At 74.7% G+C, this 16289-nt stretch carries 16 protein-coding genes; 10 read left to right on the forward strand and 6 right to left on the reverse strand.

Going from position 1 to position 16289, the window contains the following annotated elements:
• Positions 1 to 191: 191 nt before the first annotated feature.
• The 4 genes from AD017_RS06415 (at position 192) to AD017_RS06430 (ending at position 4514) form a co-directional block, all read left to right on the forward strand.
• Positions 192 to 1433, forward strand: a complete 1242-nt coding sequence (locus AD017_RS06415; protein WP_010228856.1) for a CaiB/BaiF CoA-transferase family protein — start codon at positions 192 to 194, stop codon at positions 1431 to 1433.
• Between the two features lies 1 nt (position 1434).
• The gene (locus AD017_RS06420; RefSeq protein WP_060573476.1) at positions 1435 to 2355 is read left to right on the forward strand and encodes a hydroxymethylglutaryl-CoA lyase; all 921 of its coding nucleotides are present in this window, start codon (positions 1435 to 1437) and stop codon (positions 2353 to 2355) included.
• Between the two features lie 35 nt (positions 2356 to 2390).
• Positions 2391 to 3839: a GntP family permease gene (locus AD017_RS06425; RefSeq protein WP_010228852.1), complete on the forward strand. Its 1449-nt coding sequence runs from the start codon at positions 2391 to 2393 to the stop codon at positions 3837 to 3839.
• 63 nt (positions 3840 to 3902) lie between these two features.
• Positions 3903 to 4514 (forward strand): MSMEG_1061 family FMN-dependent PPOX-type flavoprotein, encoded by a 612-nt coding sequence (locus AD017_RS06430; RefSeq protein WP_010228850.1) that lies wholly within the window; start codon positions 3903 to 3905, stop codon positions 4512 to 4514.
• Here the strand turns inward: AD017_RS06430 and AD017_RS06435 are convergent.
• Both AD017_RS06435 and AD017_RS06440 read right to left on the reverse strand, forming a co-directional pair.
• The gene (locus AD017_RS06435) at positions 4501 to 5421 is read right to left on the reverse strand and encodes an o-succinylbenzoate synthase (RefSeq protein WP_255358505.1); all 921 of its coding nucleotides are present in this window, start codon (positions 5419 to 5421) and stop codon (positions 4501 to 4503) included. The genes AD017_RS06430 and AD017_RS06435 overlap by 14 nt on opposite strands.
• Before the next feature lie 43 nt (positions 5422 to 5464).
• Entirely contained in the window at positions 5465 to 6919 is a 1455-nt protein-coding gene (locus tag AD017_RS06440; RefSeq protein WP_060573478.1) for an NAD(P)/FAD-dependent oxidoreductase, read from the reverse strand.
• Positions 6920 to 7005: 86 nt separating this feature from the next.
• On the opposite strand from AD017_RS06440, the gene AD017_RS06445 reads away from it, so the two are divergent.
• The 4 genes from AD017_RS06445 to AD017_RS06460 all read left to right on the forward strand — a co-directional run bounded on the left by AD017_RS06445 (position 7006) and on the right by AD017_RS06460 (position 10744).
• Positions 7006 to 7611 (forward strand): TetR/AcrR family transcriptional regulator, encoded by a 606-nt coding sequence (locus AD017_RS06445; protein WP_029239470.1) that lies wholly within the window; start codon positions 7006 to 7008, stop codon positions 7609 to 7611.
• 27 nt (positions 7612 to 7638) lie between these two features.
• Complete coding sequence (locus AD017_RS06450; protein WP_060573480.1) at positions 7639 to 8400, forward strand: siderophore-interacting protein; 762 nt, start codon at positions 7639 to 7641, stop codon at positions 8398 to 8400.
• A 66-nt stretch (positions 8401 to 8466) separates the two neighbouring features.
• Entirely contained in the window at positions 8467 to 9207 is a 741-nt protein-coding gene (locus tag AD017_RS06455) for a response regulator transcription factor (RefSeq protein ID WP_010228840.1), read from the forward strand.
• A 10-nt stretch (positions 9208 to 9217) separates the two neighbouring features.
• On the forward strand, positions 9218 to 10744 hold the full coding sequence (locus AD017_RS06460; protein ID WP_060573482.1) for a cell wall metabolism sensor histidine kinase WalK: 1527 nt from the start codon (positions 9218 to 9220) through the stop codon (positions 10742 to 10744).
• Positions 10745 to 10751: 7 nt separating this feature from the next.
• On the opposite strand, the gene AD017_RS06465 is transcribed toward AD017_RS06460, so the two are convergent.
• From AD017_RS06465 to AD017_RS06475, 3 genes are all read right to left on the reverse strand, one after another.
• Positions 10752 to 11525 (reverse strand): MerR family transcriptional regulator, encoded by a 774-nt coding sequence (locus AD017_RS06465; protein ID WP_010228836.1) that lies wholly within the window; start codon positions 11523 to 11525, stop codon positions 10752 to 10754.
• Positions 11526 to 11943: 418 nt separating this feature from the next.
• The gene (speG, locus tag AD017_RS06470; RefSeq protein ID WP_212567249.1) at positions 11944 to 12504 is read right to left on the reverse strand and encodes a spermidine N1-acetyltransferase; all 561 of its coding nucleotides are present in this window, start codon (positions 12502 to 12504) and stop codon (positions 11944 to 11946) included.
• Positions 12505 to 12573: 69 nt separating this feature from the next.
• On the reverse strand, positions 12574 to 12825 hold the full coding sequence (locus AD017_RS06475) for a hypothetical protein (protein WP_010228833.1): 252 nt from the start codon (positions 12823 to 12825) through the stop codon (positions 12574 to 12576).
• A 112-nt stretch (positions 12826 to 12937) separates the two neighbouring features.
• Between AD017_RS06475 and AD017_RS06480 the strand changes: the two genes are divergently transcribed.
• Together AD017_RS06480 and AD017_RS06485 are read left to right on the forward strand one after the other, a co-directional pair.
• The gene (locus AD017_RS06480; RefSeq protein ID WP_060573484.1) at positions 12938 to 14596 is read left to right on the forward strand and encodes an AMP-binding protein; all 1659 of its coding nucleotides are present in this window, start codon (positions 12938 to 12940) and stop codon (positions 14594 to 14596) included.
• A gap of 75 nt (positions 14597 to 14671) precedes the next feature.
• Complete coding sequence (locus AD017_RS06485; protein ID WP_060573485.1) at positions 14672 to 15583, forward strand: sucrase ferredoxin; 912 nt, start codon at positions 14672 to 14674, stop codon at positions 15581 to 15583.
• A gap of 5 nt (positions 15584 to 15588) precedes the next feature.
• Here AD017_RS06485 and AD017_RS06490 read toward each other — a convergent pair whose 3' ends face one another.
• Positions 15589 to 16251, reverse strand: coding sequence for an HAD-IIB family hydrolase (locus AD017_RS06490; RefSeq protein ID WP_227012676.1), 663 nt, complete (start codon positions 16249 to 16251; stop codon positions 15589 to 15591).
• Positions 16252 to 16289: the final 38 nt, after the last annotated feature.

Raw genomic sequence — 16289 nt, forward strand, 5'->3', positions numbered from 1 at the left:
CCCGGCCCCGACCGCAGCCTAGGCGGTCGTGCACGGGCACGTCCCGGCGGCCGAATGTACACAATCAATGCCGTTCCGGGAAGTAATCCCCAGGAAAGAACGAACTCTTGACGAATCATGTGTACAACTTGCAGTCTGACGTGGCGTACACCACGCGATCTGCCTCGACGCGGAGGAGACCGGCGAGCCCCATGACGACGACGTCGACGACCCCCGGCAGCGCCGCTGCCGGCACCACGACCGACGGGCCGCTCGCCGGCCTCCGGGTGGTGGAGACCGGCTCGCTCATCGCGGGCCCGTTCTGTGCCCAGCTGCTCGGCGACTTCGGCGCCGAGATCATCAAGATCGAGGACCCGGGCGCGGGCGACCCCATGCGCCAGTGGGGCAGCTGCCGGCCGTCCGGCCACTCGCTGTCCTGGCCGATCATCGCCCGCAACAAGAAGTCCGTGACCTGCAACCTGCGGAGCCCCGAGGGACAGGAGATCCTCCGCGGCCTCGCGGAGCGCGCCGACGTGGTGGTGGAGAACTTCCGCCCCGGCACGATGGAGCGCTGGGGCTGCGGCTACGAGGACCTGAGCCGGACCAACCCGGGGATCATCATGACCCGGGTGACCGGCTACGGGCAGACCGGGCCGTACGCCCAGCGTGCCGGGTTCGGCGTGATCGGCGAGGCGATGGGCGGCATCCGCCACCTCACCGGCGAGCCCGGACGCCCGACGGGCCGGATCGGCGTCTCCCTCGGCGACTCGCTCGCGGGGACGTTCGCCGCGCTGGGCACCGTGATGGCCGTGGTCGGCCGGCAGCGCACGGGCGTCGGCCAGGTCGTGGACTCGGCGATCTACGAGGCCGTGCTCGCGCTGATGGAGGCATCGCTCCCGGAGTGGGAGCTGGCCGGTTTCCAGCGGGAACGCAGCGGGAGCACCCTGCCGGGCGTCGCACCCAGCAACGTCTACCCCACCCGGGACGGCGCCGAGGTGCTCATCGCGGGGAACCGCGACACCGTCTTCCGCAGGCTGGCCTCGGTGCTCGGCCGCGAGGACTGGCTCGACGACGACCGGTTCGCCACCCACGGCGCGCGCGGCGAGCACGGCGCGGAGCTCGACGCCCTGATCGGGGCGATCACGGCGACCCGGGACAGCGCGGCGCTGCTCGACGCGCTGCACGACGCGGGCGTCCCGGCCGGGCTCGCCTACCGCTCGGAGGACATGCTCCGCGACCCGCACTTCGCCGCCCGGCAGGCGATCGTCCGGCTCACCCATCCCGCGCTCGGCCCGTTCCCGATGCAGAACGTCGTGCCGCAGCTGTCCGGTACCCCCGGCCGGGTCGGGAGCCTCGGCCCGGAGCTGGGCGAGCACACCGACGCCGTCCTGTCGTCGGTCCTCGGCCTGGACGACGCCCGGATCGCGGAGCTCCGCGCGCGGGGGGTCGTCTGAGATGGGCGCGGATCACGGGATCACGCTCGTCGAGGTCGCGCCCCGCGACGGCCTGCAGAACGAGGCCGTCCACCTGACGGTGCCGCAGAAGCTCGAGCTCGTCGCCCGCTGCGTCGACGCCGGCGCGCGGCGGATCGAGGCGGTCAGCTTCGCGAACCCGGCGCGGGTCCCGGCGATGGCCGGCGCCGAGGAGCTGATGGCGCAGGTCCCCCGCCGCCCGGGCGTGCGGTACGCGGGGTTGGTCATGAACGACCGCGGGCTCGACCGCGCGCTCGCCTGCGGGGTCGACGAGATCGACGTCGTCGCCGTCGTGACCGACACGTTCAGCCGCCGGAACCAGAACACGGACACCGCCGGCGCCCTGGCACTGGTCGCCCGGCTGGTGCCGCGGGCGCGCGCCGCGGGCGTCCCGGTGACGGTGACCCTCGGCGCGTCGTTCGGATGCCCCTTCGAGGGCGAGGTCCCGCTCGACCGGCTACGCGCGTGCCTCGCCGCGGTCGCGGACGCGGGACCGGCGGAGATCGCGCTGGCCGACACCATCGGCGTCGCCGTCCCGCGGGACGTGCACGAGCGCGTCGCGCTGGCCCGCGAGGCCGCCCCCGGCACCCCGCTGCGGATCCACCTGCACGACACCCGCAACACCGCCGGCGCCAACGCGCTCGCCGCCGTCGAGGCCGGGGTGACCGTGCTCGACAGCAGCATCGGCGGCGCGGGCGGGTGCCCGTTCGCGCCCGCCGCGACCGGGAACGTCGCGACCGAGGACCTCGTCTACGCCCTGCGGCGCAGCGGGATCGACGTGGGCCACGACCTGGAGCTGCTCCGGTACTGCGCCCGCTGGCTGGAGACCGTGCTCGAACGACCGCTGCCCTCGGCGCTGCTCGCCGCGGGCGACTTCCCCGACCGGAGCCGGCAGGCCGGCTGAACCGCAGAGAAAGCGAGAACGGTGTGATCGGATCAATGGCGATCCTGCACATAGCGATCGCGGTCGCCGGCATCGTCGGCACGATCGTCCTCCTCCGGGTCGAGCCGGTGATCGCGCTCGTGCTCGGCGCGGCGTACCTCGGACTCGCGACCGGTCAGGGGGTCGAGGGGACCAGCACGGCCGTCGCCGAGGGCTTCGGCTCGGTGATGGGCGAGATCGGGCTCCTGATCGCGTTCGGTGTCCTGCTGGGCTCGCTCGTCCAGGCACTCGGTGTGCCGCAACGCATCGCCGAGGCGATGCTGCGGACGTTCGGGCGGGGCGGCGTGCCCTACGCCTACGGATTGTCCCTCGGCGTCGTGCTGGCCTCGGTGTTCGCGGACGTCCTCATCGTGCTGGCCGGTCCGCTGACCCGGCACGCGTCGCCGCGGCTCGGCCGCGACGGGCACGGCCTGCTCTCCGGGACGGCGATCATCGGCATCACCGCCGGGCTCACGTTCGTCGTCCCCGGGACCGCACTGATGGCGGTGATCGGCGTGCTCGGCATCCCGGTCGGGCAGGCGCTGCTCTACGCGTTGCCGGTCGGCGTGCTCACGATCGTCGTCACCGTCGCCGTCTACAGCGCACTGATCCGCTACGGGCTCTGGAACGCCGCGCGCGACCAGCTCTTCCCCGACGGGGACCCCGGCGACGGCGCCTCCGCGCCGCGGCCGGACACCGGCTCCGGTCCCGTCGACGACGGTGGGTCGCGCGCGCCCGACGGCGACGGCGTCGCCCCGGAGCCGGCGGGCCGGGCGGCGGTCGGCACGACCGGTGCGGACGCCCCGGCACGGCTCCCCGACGGTCCACTGTGGCTGTTCGCCGCCCCGCTGCTGGTCACCGTCGTGATGATCCTGGCCGGGGCGGGTCTCACCACGGCGGGCGTGCAGGGCACGGTCGTCGACGTCCTCGGCGACGTCAGCACCGCCCTGTTCACCGGCGTCTGCGTGGCCTACGTCGTCGCCCGCCGGGTGCTGGCCACCGAGGAGCTGGACGAGGCGGTCCGCCGCGGCATGCGGACCAGCGGGTCGATCCTGGTCCTGACCGGCGTCGGCGGCAGCTTCGCGGCGCTGGTCGGCGGGACGGACGCGGGCGACTACCTGTCGGGCCTGTTCAGCTCGGGGTTCGGCTCCCCGATCGTCCTCACCTGGATCATCGCCGCGGTCCTGCACGCGGCGGTCGGGTCCATCACGCTCGGCGCGCTGACCGCGGTCGGGATCGTCGCCCCCGTCGCCCAGGCGGCGGGCCCCGGCGAGGCCGTCCTCATCGGACTCGCCGCGCTGTCCGGGGCGCTGTTCGGCGGCCTGCCGAACGCGAACGGCTTCTGGCTGTTCAAGTCGGTGTTCGACCTGTCCGTCCGGGGTGCGCTGAAGACGTACACGCTCGGCCCGTCGATCTCCTCGGTCGTCTCCTTCCTGCTCCTGCTCGCACTGTCCGCCGTGGTGTGAGCCGGGCGCCGTTTCCGTGAAGCCCTTCACGGTTAGGGTGTCCTAAGACCTTGGGGGGAGCACATGGACGAGATCACCGACGAGGCGCGGCTGCGCGAGGTCATCGGCGAGACGAGCGCCGCGATCCGGGACAAGGCCCGCGACCGGGTCGACCCGGTGACGGCGGACTTCCTGGCGGCGTCGCCGTTCTTCCTGCTCGCGACGACCGGACCGGACGGCGTCGACGTCTCGCCGCGGGGCGACCCCGCCGGCTGCATCCTGGTGCTCGACGAGCGCACGGTGGCCTTCGCCGACCGCAAGGGGAACCGGAAGCTGGACTCGCTGCGCAACATCCTGCACGACCCGCGGGTCGGGATGATCGTCGTCGTGCCGGGGTCCAACGACACGGTGCGGATCAACGGCCGCGCCCGGATCGTGCACGAGCCCGACTTCGCCGACCGGCTCGAGGTCAAGGGGTCCACGCCCGACGTGGCGATCGTCGTCGAGATCGACGAGCTGTTCCTGCACTGCGCGAAGGCGTTCCTGCGGTCGTCGCTGTGGGACTCCTCGACGTGGCCCGCGAAGGGCGAGGTGCCCACCGCCGGGAAGCTGGTGAAGGGGCAGTACCGCATCCCAGGCCCGGCGAAGGCGATCGACGTCGCGCTGCGCCGGGACGCGAAGGTCAACCAGTACTGAGCGCCGCGACGCGGTCGTACCGGGCCCGCCACCAGGCGTCGCGGTCCGGCGGCGCCGAGGCCCCGTCCCGGTGCACCGGCTCCGGGGCCCGGCGCGGCACCGGGAGGAACCCGCCGTCCGGGAGGTAGGGCTCGGCGACGACGTCGGCGGCCAGCAGCGACGCCGTCCCGAGCCCGCAGGCGTGGTGCAGCTCGGGCAGCGCCCCGGCCAGCGCGAGCCCGGCGGCCAGCCCGACCCCGGACTCGACGGCCGACGACACGACGACCGGGAGCCCGCACTCCTGCGCGATCCGCAGCGCCCGCCGCACCCCGCCGAGCGGCGACACCTTGAGGACGACGACGTCGGCCGCCTCGGCACGCACCACCCGCATCGGGTCCTCCGCGCGGCGGATCGACTCGTCGGCGGCCACCGGCACGTCCACGGCGCGCCGCACCGCGGCGAGCTCCTCCACCGAGGCGCAGGGCTGCTCGACGTACTCCAGCCCGCCCGCGGCCCTCTCCAGCCGGGCGATCGCGGCGACCGCCTCGTCGACCGTCCACGCCGTGTTCGCGTCGACCCGGACCAGGCCGGACGGGCCGAGCGCGTCCCGCACGGCGGCGACCCGCTCCTCGTCCTCCGCCGCCGGCCGGCCCTTCTCGGCGACCTTGACCTTCGCCGTGGTGGCGCCGGAGGCCCGCACGATCCGCTGCGCGTGCTCGGGGCCGACGGCGGGCACGGTCGCGTTGACCGGGATCCGGTCGCGCACCGGCTCCGGCCAGCCCTCGTGGGCCGCCTCCCGGGCCGCGGCCAGCCAGGCGACGGCCTCGCGGTCGTCGTACTCGGCGAAGGGGCAGAACTCGCCCCAGCCCGCAGGCCCCCGCAGCAGCAGCCCCTCCCGGACCGTGATCCCGCGGAACCGGGTGGTCATGGGCAGCGCGTAGGTCCAGACGGGGTCGTCCACCCCGCCCAAGCTAGGCGACGAGCTCGTGCGCGGCCGGGTCGGCCCGGCGGGTCCGGTTCCGGAAGGTGAAGGTGTAGCCGGGCCACAGCGTGCGGTTGCGGCCGTGCTCGTCGAGGTACCAGGACGCGCACCCGCCGGAGCCCCAGACGGCCGCGCCCAGACGGTCCTGCAGGTCGGCGTTGTGCGCGTCCTGCACCTCGGCGCGGGTGTCGATCGCGACGGCGCGGTTGCGGTCGACCAGCTCCATCGCGTCGAGGACGTAGTTCAGCTGCGACTCGATCATCAGCACCATCGAGCTGTGCCCCAGCCCGGTGTTCGGCCCGACGACGGCGAACAGGTTGGGGAACCCGGAGACCGTCGTGCCGTGCAGCGCCTGCGGGCCGTCCCGCCAGGCGTCGGCGAGCTTGACGCCGTCGCGGCCGGTGATCGCCATCCGGCTCATGCCGTCGCCGACCCGGAACCCGGTGCCGAACACGATGACGTCGCACGGGTGCTCGACGCCGTCGGTGGTGACGACGCCGCGCGCGGTGATCCGGTCGATGCCGGTGGTCTCGACGGAGACGTCGTCGCGGCGCAGTGCCGGGTAGTAGTCGTTGCTCATCAGGACGCGCTTGCAGCCCATCGTGAAGTCCGGGGTGACCTTCCGGCGCAGCTCCGGGTCGCCCGCGAAGGTCCGCCGCAGGTACAGCCGCGCCGCGCGCTCGGCGAGCTTCATGATCCGCGGGTGCATGAAGCCGAGGACCATCGCCTCGTGCCGCCAGTACAGCGCCGTCCGGTAGGCCCGCCGCAGCCCGGGCACCCGGCGGAACGCGCGCCGGGTGCGCTCCCGGATCGGCTTGTCGGGCTTGGGCAGCACCCACGGTGCGGTCCGCTGGAACAGCGTGAGGTGCTCGGTCTCCGGGGCGATCGCCGGGACGAACTGGATCGCCGAGGCGCCGGTGCCGATCACGGCGACGCGCTTGCCGCGCAGGTCGGTGCCGTGGTCCCACTGGGCCGAGTGGAACGCGGTGCCGGCGAACTCCTCCAGGCCCTCGATCTCGGGGACCGACGGCTCGTGCAGGGCGCCGGTGCCGAACACGACGTAGCGCGCCCGCAGCAGCGTGCCGTCGGCGAGCGTGACGTCCCAGGCGGCGCCGTCCCACTCGGCACCGGTGACGTGCGCGCCGAACCGGATCCGGTCGCGCAGCCGGTAGTGGTCGGCCACGTCCTCCAGGTAGGCGCGGATCTCGGCCTGCCGGGCGAAGGTGCGGCTCCAGTCGTCGTTCGGGAAGAACGAGAACGAGTAGAGGTGCGACTCCACGTCGCAGGCGCAGCCCGGGTAGACGTTGTCCCGCCAGGTGCCGCCGAGGGTCTCCGCCTTCTCCAGCATCAGCCAGTCGCGGCGCCCGGCCCCGTCCAGCCGGATGGCGGCACCCAGCCCGGCGAATCCGCTCCCGACGATCAGCGTGTCGACCTGCTCGGACATGCGTCCCCTCCGGATCACGTCGGCTCACATCACTGTTACCGGCGGTAACCTACCACGGGTAACTTACTGCGGGTAGGGTCCCCGCCGTGACCACGCAGACCGTTCCGGGACCCCGGCGCCGCGTGCCCCGGGCCGAACGGGAGCGCCAGATCGTCGACGCCGCCGTCGCCGTGTTCGGCGAGCGCGGCTACGCGAACACGTCGATGGAGGCCGTCGCCGAGCGCGTCGGTGTCACCAAGCCGGTGCTCTACGCGCACTTCGGCTCCAAGGAGGGCCTGCTGCTCGCCGCGATCGCGCGGGCACGGGCCGAGCTGCTCGAGGTCGTCGCGGAGGCCGCGGGCGCCGCGCACGACCCGGAGTCGATGCTGCGCGGCGGCACGCTGGCGTTCTTCACCTACCTGGACCGCAGGGCACCGGCCTGGCAGCTGTTCTGCTCCGAGGCCGGGGTGGCCGACGACGCGCTGGAGGAGATCCGCGCCCAGCAGACCGACTTCATCGCCGGGCTGCTCGCCGCCCAGGTGCCGGGCACCGAGCCGGAACGGCTCACCGGCTGGGCGCAGGTGATCGTCGGGGCCGGGGAGCGGCTCGCCGTCTGGCGCGGGCAGGACGAGCGCGTCACCGCCGAGCAGGCCACCGACTACCTCATGGAGGTCGCCTGGACCGGGCTGGCGGGACTCCGCCGGAACCGCTGAGGCGTCCGTCCGGGAGACTGGTCGGCGATGAGCACGACCGCGCCCCGCCTGCTGCAGGTGACCCGCACCGAGCGGGTCACGCCCGGGATGATCCGGGTGACCCTCACCGGCGAGGAGCTGGCCGGTTTCCCCGGCCACGGCCCGGACCGCCGGATCAAGATGTTCTTCCCGGTCGAGGGGCAGGAGCGCCCCGCGGTGCCGCGCGCGTCGACCGGCGGTCCGGTGTGGCCCGCCGGTGAGGCCCGCCCGGCGATCCGGACCTACACGGTGCGCCGCTTCTCCCCCGGCGCCGGGGCGCACGGCGAACTCGACGTCGACTTCGTCGTGCACGCCGGGTACGGCCCGGCGGCGGCCTGGGCGGTGGCGGCGGAACCCGGGAACTGGGTCGGGGTGTCCGAGCCCGGCGGCCGCTGGGCCCCGGACCCGGCGGCCGAGCACCAGGTCGTCATCGGCGACGAGTCGGCGCTGCCCGCCCTCGCCACCGTGCTGGAGACGCTCACGGAGGAGCATCCGGCGGTGCCCGTCCGGGCGATAGTCGAGGTCTCCGGGCCCGACGAGGAGCAGCCGCTGCCCGGCGACGCCGAGGTCCACTGGGTGCACCGCGGGTCCGACCCGGCCGGCGAGCCGCTGGTCGCGGCCGTGCACGCCGCCGAGCTGCCCGCCGGGCGCGGGCAGGCGTGGCTGTCCGGCGAGTCCGCGGCGGTGAAGGACCTGCGCGCGCACCTGCTCGGCGACCGCGGTTTCGACCGGCGCGCCGTCTACGCCACCGGGTACTGGCGGGCCCGCTGACCCGGTCGCAGCATGCCGACAGCCGGCCCACAGCCGTCGCACAGGTCGGGGCTGTGTGCTGGCACCATGACCGAGGTGATCGACCGGGGAGCCGACCAGCTGCGCCGCGCCGACGGCAGCCCGATCCGGGTGCTGGTCGTCGACGACGAGTCGACCCTGTCGGACCTGCTCTCGATGGCGCTGCGCTACGAGGGCTGGGAGGTCCGGACCGCCGGTGACGGTGCGACCGCGGTGCGGCACGCCCGGGAGTTCCGGCCGGACGCGATCGTCCTCGACGTCATGCTGCCCGACGTCGACGGCTTCGAGGTCCTGCGCCGCGTCCGGGCAGGCACCCCCGAGGTGCCGGTGCTGTTCCTGACCGCGCGCGACGCGGTCGAGGACCGGGTCGCCGGCCTCACCGCGGGCGGCGACGACTACGTGACCAAGCCGTTCTCGCTGGAGGAGCTCGTCGCCCGGCTGCGGGGGCTGCTGCGCCGGGCCGGGATGGCGGCCGCGCAGCGCTCGTCCGAGCTCGTCGTCGGGGACCTGGTGCTCGACGAGGACGCGCACGAGGTGCGCCGCGCCGACCGCCCGATCGAGCTCACCGCGACCGAGTTCGAGCTGCTGCGCTACCTGATGCGCAACCCGCGCCGGGTGCTGTCGAAGGCCCAGATCCTCGACCGCGTCTGGAACTACGACTTCGGCGGCCAGTCCAACGTGGTCGAGCTCTACGTCTCCTACCTGCGCAAGAAGATCGACGCCGGGTACGCCCCGATGATCCACACGGTGCGCGGCGCCGGTTACGTACTGCGGCCCGCGGCGGAGTAGGACGGGTCGCATGGTCGTCACGCGGGTCTCCGGGCGGGTGCGCTCCCTGCGCGCCCGGCTGGTGATCACCGTCCTGCTGGTGTTCACCGTCGCCTGCGTGGCGATCGGCGTGACGACGACGCTCTCCCTCGACCGCTACCTGTCGTCCCGGCAGGACCGGGAGCTCGTCCTCGCCCTCGACGGCTTCGTCTCCCGGCAGACCGGGCAGCCGCCCGGGTCGGTGGCCGACCCGTCCGGGGACCGCACCGCGCCGGACGCCGGCTCGGGCGCACCCGGGCCGGGGCGCTCGCCGCTGCCGGCCGTCCCGGGCGACGGGTTCCTCATCGGTCCCGGTCAGGGGCCCGGCTCGATGGCCGCCGTGTTCGACGCCGGCCGGGTCGAGCGCGCCGAACGCGCCGAGCGGGGCGGGACCGGCACCTCGGTCGCGGACACCGACGTCGCGGCCCTGCAGACCGTCCCTGCCGACGGCGCCCCGCACGACACGGCGCTCTCGCCGGGGAACTACCGGGCGGTCGCGCACGTCGCCGGCACGAGGACCTACGTCGTCGCGCAGCCCGACAGTGCGGGCGAGACCGTCGACCGGCTCCTGGTCACCGAGGTGATCGTGCTCGGCGCCGCCGTCGTGCTCGCGGGGCTGGGCGCCGTCGTCCTCGTCCGCCGCGAACTGCGACCCCTCGAACGGGTCGCCGGTGTCGCCGCCGGGGTCGGCGCGCTGCCGCTGGACCGCGGCGAGGTACATCTGGCCGCGCGCGTCCCCGATCCCGATCCCCGCACCGAGGTCGGCCAGGTCGGCACCGCCCTGAACCACATGCTCGACAACGTCGAGGGCGCGCTCGCCGCACGCCAGGAGTCCGAGACCCGGCTGCGCCGCTTCGTCGCCGACGCCAGCCACGAGCTGCGCACCCCGCTCGCCGCCATCCGCGGCTACGCCGAGCTGTCCCGCCGCGAACCCGACCCCGTCCCGGCCGGCACCACCCACGCCCTGACCCGGATCACCTCCCAGGCCGAGCGCATGAGCACCCTCGTCGAGGACCTGCTCCTGCTGGCCCGTCTCGACTCCGGCCGCCCCCTCGAACGCACCGAGGTCGACCTGACCCGCCTGGTGCTCGACGGCGTCGGTGACGCCCACGTCGCCGGCCCGGAGCACCGCTGGTACCCCCGGCTGCCCGACGACCCCGTCACCGTCACCGGCGACACCCACCGGCTCGCGCAGGTCGTCACCAATCTGCTGGCGAACGCGCGCACCCACACCCCGCCGGGCACGTCGGTGACCGTCGGCCTGGACCGGCCGGCCCCCGGCCGCGTCCGCCTCCGGGTCGGCGACGACGGCCCGGGCATCCCGCCCGAGGTCCTGCCCCGGGTGTTCGAGCGGTTCGCCCGCGGGGCGGAGGGCCGCAGCCGGGCCGGCAACGACACCCCGAGCACCGGGCTCGGCCTGGCGATCGTGTCCGCGGTGGTCGCGGCGCACGACGGCACCGTGTCGGTGGACAGCGAGCCCGGGCGGACGGTCTTCACCGTCGAGCTGCCGGGCGCGTGAGTGCCGGTCAGTCCCGGTCGCCGGTGGCCGGGGTGTCCGGCGCGAGGTCCCCGGAGAGCTGGCGGATGAAGTCGTCCATCGCCTCCTGCATCGTCTGCCGGAACGCGCCGAGCAGCGACTGGGTCGCGACCGGCTGCAACGCCTCGACGGCCGTCCGCAGGTCGGCGACGCCGTCGCGGGGCAGGCCGGCGTCGACGTGCGCCTGCCACACCTGGTCGCGGAACAGGGCGACGAACATGTCCGCGATCTCCCGGGTGCGCCCGCGCAGCGCCACCCCGACCTCGACGACCGACTCCGGCGACAGGCCGAGCGCGATGGCGTGCACCCCGGCCCGCACCATCGACGGGTTGAGGATCCGCAGGCGCCCCTCCGACGGCCACTCCAGCAGCCCGGACCCGGCGAGGAGGGCGAGCGACTCCGCCGGGAGCTCGGCACCCGCCCACTCGACGAACTCGCTCTCGTCGATCTCGACGGGCTCCTCGGGCTGCCAGGGCGCGAGCATGCCGCGGTAGAGCCGCAGCGCCTCCTCGGCGCTGCCCGACGGCGTCTGGTTGATCAACACGCCGATCGCCGCGAGGGAGAAGCCGCGGCGCTGCAGCCCGGCGATGAGGTCGAGCCGGGCGAGGTGCTCGGGGCCGTACCAGGCGGTGCGGCCACGCATCTCCCCTGCCTGCAGCAGGCCACGGGACAGGTGTGCGCGCACGTTGCGCACGGTCATCCCGGCCCGCGCGGCGAGCTGGTCGATGGGGTACTCGTCCCCGGCGGGCGGCGATCCGGACATCGGTGCGGACCCTACCCGGGGAAGGCGGTGGGGGCGGCGTCCCACGGCGGGACCGCAGCCGGATCGGGCGGTGCCGCGCCGTCCGCCGCCGCGACTCACGAGAGACGGACGATCAACGGTGACACGAGTCGGTGTTCCATGACGGCGACATCGGCGCCACGCCGATCCAGACCCTGTTTCTGCTGCTCATCGCCGTGCCTCCCGAAGACTTTGACATGACCTCTTCTTCGGATAGTACTGTTCGGCCGTGTCGACGTCACGACCGAGGACGCGGATCGGCCCCCGCCGGGGGAACGGTCCACGCGCCCGGGTGACGGCGAAGGCCCCGGCCGCATGCCCGCGGCCGGCACCCACCGGACCGGCCGACGGGTCCCCCTCCCTGCCGGCCGGTCCGGTCCCGGCACACCGGCGTCCGGGGTCAGGACCGCCCGAGGTGCTGGTCCTGGAGGATCGCCATCCGGTAGGCGTCGCGGTAGCGGCCGCTCGCGAAGAACTCCTCGCGCAGCTCGCCCTCGACGACGAACCCGGTGCGCTCGTAGGCGCGCACCGCGCGGGTGTTGTCGACGTCCACGACGAGGAAGACCTTGTGCAGGTTGAGCACGCCGAAGGCGTAGTCCAGCGCGGCGGACGTCGCACGCGCGGCGAGACCCCGGCCCTGGAACGCCGGGTGCACGATGATCTGGAACTCGGCCTTGCGGTGGATGTAGTCGATCTCCACCAGCTCGACGAGGCCGGCCCGGCCATCGCGCACGGCAGGATCGTCGCCGGAGCCGCCGGCGGCGGCGAGCTGAATGACGAACCGGCGCTCGCGGACGTCGTGGACGTGCCGGTCGTAGATGTCCTGCAGCTCGACGAGCGCCTCGTAGGGCTCCTCGAACCAGTAGGACATGATCCCGGAGTCGTTGGAGAGCTCGTGCACGAACGCGAGGTCGTCGCGCTCCAGGGCACGCAGCCGCATGTCCGGGGTGGGGGGCGTCACGCAGGCCTCCGGGCCGATCGATCGGACGTCGTCGACCCGGAACCTACGAGATCGCGGCCCGGCCGCCGCTCAGCGCGTGGCGTGCGCCCGCTGCGGGACGCAGGCCGGGCAGTCGCGCCACGGCAGCGCGTGCGAGTCGGCGGGGCGGGCGGCGCCGCACCGGCAGACGCCGGCGAGACCGCCGAAGCCGGGCATGGTCTTCGTGGGACGACCGGCCCGGACCAGGGTGCGGCCGGAGGCGGGCGTGCGGGCAGGCAGGTACAGGCGCATCAGGATCCCCGACGGTGTGCTGACGTGAGCGGTGACCTGTGGGTCACCCACGGAGACATCGTCGTCACACCCCGGAACATGACAGGTGCTCGCCGTGACCTCTGACACATCACCCGCCACCGGACCCGGCGACGCCGGGGAGAGCACTGCGAGACTGCGGCGCATGGCCGCCTCCCCGCTGCTCCAGAACCTGTCCGGCACCGCACGCTCGGCCTACGAGCTGGGCAGCGGCACCGCCCGCGCGGCCGTCGCCCTGACCCGGTCCGGCGTGGTGCGTCCGCTCGGGCCCGGCCGGCTCTACGGGATGGGCCGCGCGTTCGTGCGGTACGGCCACAGCATCACCGCGGCGTTCGCCGTCGGCGCGGCCCGGCACCCGTACCGGCTCGCGGTCGTCGACGACGACGGCGTCACCACCTACGCCGAGCTCGACCAGCGCACCGACCGGCTCGCGCTCGCGCTGCTCGACTCCGGAGCCGGGCCGGGCGCACCGGTCGGGGTGCTCTGCCGCAACGCCCGGGCGCCGATCGAGGCCATGATCGCCGCCGGGAAGGCGGGCGCCGACGTCGTGCTCGTCAACACCGGGCTGTCCGCGGAGCAGATGCGCGGCGTGCAGGACCAGCAGCAGCTGCACACGATCGTCACCGACCCGGACTTCCTCGGCATCGTCCCGGACGGCCCGCGCGCGGTGCTGACGTCGACCCCCGACCGGCCGCGAGCCGCCGGCGACCGGGTGCTCGACGACCTCGAGGTGATGGTGGCGCGGGGCGGGCCGGGCGAGCTCCCCTTCCGGCCCGAGCCGTCGAAGCAGATCGTCCTGACCTCCGGTACGACCGGCACGCCGAAGGGCGCCCGGCGGCCGCACCCGTCGAGCCTGGCCCCGGCCGCGTCGATCCTCTCGGCGATCCCGCTGCGCGCCGCGGAGCCGGTGCACATCGCCGCGCCGCTGTTCCACACCTGGGGCAACGCCGGGCTGCTGCTGGCCTCGCTGCACGGCGCGACGGTCGTCCTGCGCCGTAAGTTCACCCCGGAGGGCCTGCTCGACGCGGTCGCCGAGCGCCGGTGCACCACGGTGTTCGCGGTCCCGGTGATGCTGCAGCGGGTGCTGGAGTCCGGCACAGCGGGCTGGACGTCCGGCCACGCCCCGCGGATCGTCGCCGTCTCCGGGTCCGCACTGCCCGGCGGGCAGGCGCAGGACTTCATGGACCGTTTCGGCGACTGCCTCTACAACCTCTACGGCTCGACCGAGGTGTCCTGGGTGTCGATCGCCGGTCCGCAGGACCTGCGCGACGCCCCCGGCACCGCGGGCCGCGCCCCGGCCGGCACCACCCTGCTCGTCCTCGACGACGACGACCGGGCCGCCGCGCCGGGCGTCGAGGGCCGGGTGTTCGTCGGCAACGACCTCCCGTTCGAGGGCTACACGGGCGGCGAGGAGGGCCTCGAGGAGCGCGACGGCCTGCTCGGCACCGGCGACGTCGGGCACCTCGACGAGGCGGGACGGCTGTTCCTGACCGGCCGGGCCGACGACATGATCGTCTCCGGTGGCGAGAACGTGCACCCGGGCCCGGTCGAGGACCTCGTCTCCGGGATGGACGGGGTCCGCGAGGCCTGCGTTCTCGGTGTGGACGACGACGACTACGGCCAGCGTCTCGCCGCCTGGGTCGTCCTCGAGCCGGGCGCCGACGTCTCCGCCGACGCCGTCCGCGACCGGGTCAAGGCCGACCTCGCGAAGTTCGCCGTCCCGCGGGACGTGCACTTCCTCGACGAGCTGCCGCGCAACCAGACCGGCAAGGTCCTGCGTGCCGAGCTCCCGGGTCGTTCCTGATCACGACCGGGGGTACGGACCGCCCGACCGGGGGGTCCGGCTTGAAGTTAGGTCAACCTTCCCTACACTGACCCGATGACGGTCACCTCCCCGCTCGCAGGCCCGCGGGCCGCGGGGGCTCCCCTGCGCGCCGGCTGCGCCGCGCTCAGCGAGGACGCCGGTGAACCGCTGACCGGGACCGCACCCGCCGCTCGCCGGCTGGTCGCCGTCGAGCACGTCGGTGCCTGGCCGCGCACGGTCGCCGACCACCCGGATCCCGACGTCGCCGAGCTGTACACGCGGCTGCGCCACGAGGACGTCCTGCTGCTGCTCCTCCGCCGGACCGGGCGGGCCGGGCGGGACTGCGACGGCGCGCGCACGGTCTACGTCGCCGACCTGGCCCCGGGCGCGTCCCGGGTCACCCGGCAGTCCGTCCGCAGCACCGACGACCTCGCCCGGATCACGTTCGACCCGGACGCCGGCGAGCCCGTCACCGACCCGGTGATGCTGGTGTGCGCGCACGGCAGGCGCGACGTCTGCTGCGCCGTCCGCGGCCGCGCGCTCGCCGCCGACCTCGGCGCCGAGGGCGCCGACGTCTGGGAGTGCACCCACCTCGGCGGGCACCGCTTCGCGCCGACCGCGCTGGTCCTGCCCACCGGGTACGCCTACGGCCGGCTCGACACCGGTAGCGGGCTGGCGGCGCTCAAGGCGGCGGCCGGCGGCGGCGTCGACCCGTGGTCGTGCCGCGGGCACGCCGGGCTGGAGCCGGTGCAGCAGGTCGCGGAGCTCGCCGTCCGTGAGCACACCGGCATCGGTCACGCCGGCGCCCTGCACGTGGACGCCGCGCACGAGCCGGGCCCGGTCACGGTGCGGTGCACCGACGGTCGTGCCTGGTCGGTAAAGGTCCTCCCCGACGGGGGGCTGCCGCCGCGGCCGCCGTCCTGCGGGGCGGTGCTGGAGCCGGCGGAGCCGCTGGTCGCGGGCGTGCCGGTCGAGCTCGGCCGGTAGGTCCCTCAGAACCAGCGCCGCAGCGCCGCCGCGAGCCCGTCCTCGGCGACGGTCGCGGTGCTGGAGTCGGCGTCGGCGTGCACCTCCGGCGGGGCCTGGCCCATCGCGACGCCGTGCCCGGCCCAGCGCAGCATCTCGCGGTCGTTGTCGCCGTCGCCGACGGCGAGGACGTCGGCCCGGTCGATCCCGAGCCGGGCCGCGACGCGGGCCAGCCCGGACGCCTTGGACACCCCGGCGGGGACCAGCGTCACCCAGGGCAGCTCGTGGTCGAGGGTCATCGTGGCGTCGTCGAACTCCAGTCCGGCGGCGCGTTCGGCCGTCTCGGCGGGGGTCCGGCCCGGCCAGTACATGATCAGCTTCGGGGTGGGCTCGCGGAGCAGCCCCTCGACGCCGACCTCCGTCACGTTCCCGGCGAGGATCCCGTCCGGGAACGGGCCGCTCACCCGCTGCCCGACGCCGACGTGCTCCCCCGCGAACACCGCCCCCGGGAAGTGCTCGCGCAGCCGGGCGAGGCCCGCGCCGACGTCGAACCGCGACACCGACAGCACCCGGCGGGTGGCGGTGTCCATCTCGACGGCGCCGTTCGAGGTCAGCGTGACCCCGGTGTCCAGACCGATCCGGTCCAGCGCGGGCGCGACGCCGACGACGGTCCGGCCGGTGCAGAGCATCACCACGGCGTGCCGGCCGGCGGCGGTGATCGCGTCGA

It is taken from the genome of Pseudonocardia sp. EC080619-01, from assembly GCF_001420995.1.
Classification (GTDB): domain Bacteria; phylum Actinomycetota; class Actinomycetes; order Mycobacteriales; family Pseudonocardiaceae; genus Pseudonocardia.

What these genes read in the sequence shown, in the direction of transcription:
- AD017_RS06490 (WP_227012676.1), bottom strand. Translation starts at nt 16,251, where the DNA reads ATGCTCTGCACCGGCCGGACCGTCGTCGGCGTCGCGCCCGCGCTGGAC.
- AD017_RS06430 (WP_010228850.1), top strand. Translation starts at nt 3,903, where the DNA reads ATGGACGAGATCACCGACGAGGCGCGGCTGCGCGAGGTCATCGGCGAG.
- AD017_RS06485 (WP_060573485.1), top strand. Translation starts at nt 14,672, where the DNA reads ATGACGGTCACCTCCCCGCTCGCAGGCCCGCGGGCCGCGGGGGCTCCC.
- AD017_RS06455 (WP_010228840.1), top strand. Translation starts at nt 8,467, where the DNA reads ATGACCGAGGTGATCGACCGGGGAGCCGACCAGCTGCGCCGCGCCGAC.
- AD017_RS06460 (WP_060573482.1), top strand. Translation starts at nt 9,218, where the DNA reads ATGGTCGTCACGCGGGTCTCCGGGCGGGTGCGCTCCCTGCGCGCCCGG.
- AD017_RS06435 (WP_255358505.1), bottom strand. Translation starts at nt 5,421, where the DNA reads ATGACCACCCGGTTCCGCGGGATCACGGTCCGGGAGGGGCTGCTGCTG.
- AD017_RS06480 (WP_060573484.1), top strand. Translation starts at nt 12,938, where the DNA reads ATGGCCGCCTCCCCGCTGCTCCAGAACCTGTCCGGCACCGCACGCTCG.
- AD017_RS06425 (WP_010228852.1), top strand. Translation starts at nt 2,391, where the DNA reads ATGGCGATCCTGCACATAGCGATCGCGGTCGCCGGCATCGTCGGCACG.
- AD017_RS06465 (WP_010228836.1), bottom strand. Translation starts at nt 11,525, where the DNA reads ATGTCCGGATCGCCGCCCGCCGGGGACGAGTACCCCATCGACCAGCTC.
- AD017_RS06450 (WP_060573480.1), top strand. Translation starts at nt 7,639, where the DNA reads ATGAGCACGACCGCGCCCCGCCTGCTGCAGGTGACCCGCACCGAGCGG.
- AD017_RS06420 (WP_060573476.1), top strand. Translation starts at nt 1,435, where the DNA reads ATGGGCGCGGATCACGGGATCACGCTCGTCGAGGTCGCGCCCCGCGAC.
- AD017_RS06415 (WP_010228856.1), top strand. Translation starts at nt 192, where the DNA reads ATGACGACGACGTCGACGACCCCCGGCAGCGCCGCTGCCGGCACCACG.
- AD017_RS06440 (WP_060573478.1), bottom strand. Translation starts at nt 6,919, where the DNA reads ATGTCCGAGCAGGTCGACACGCTGATCGTCGGGAGCGGATTCGCCGGG.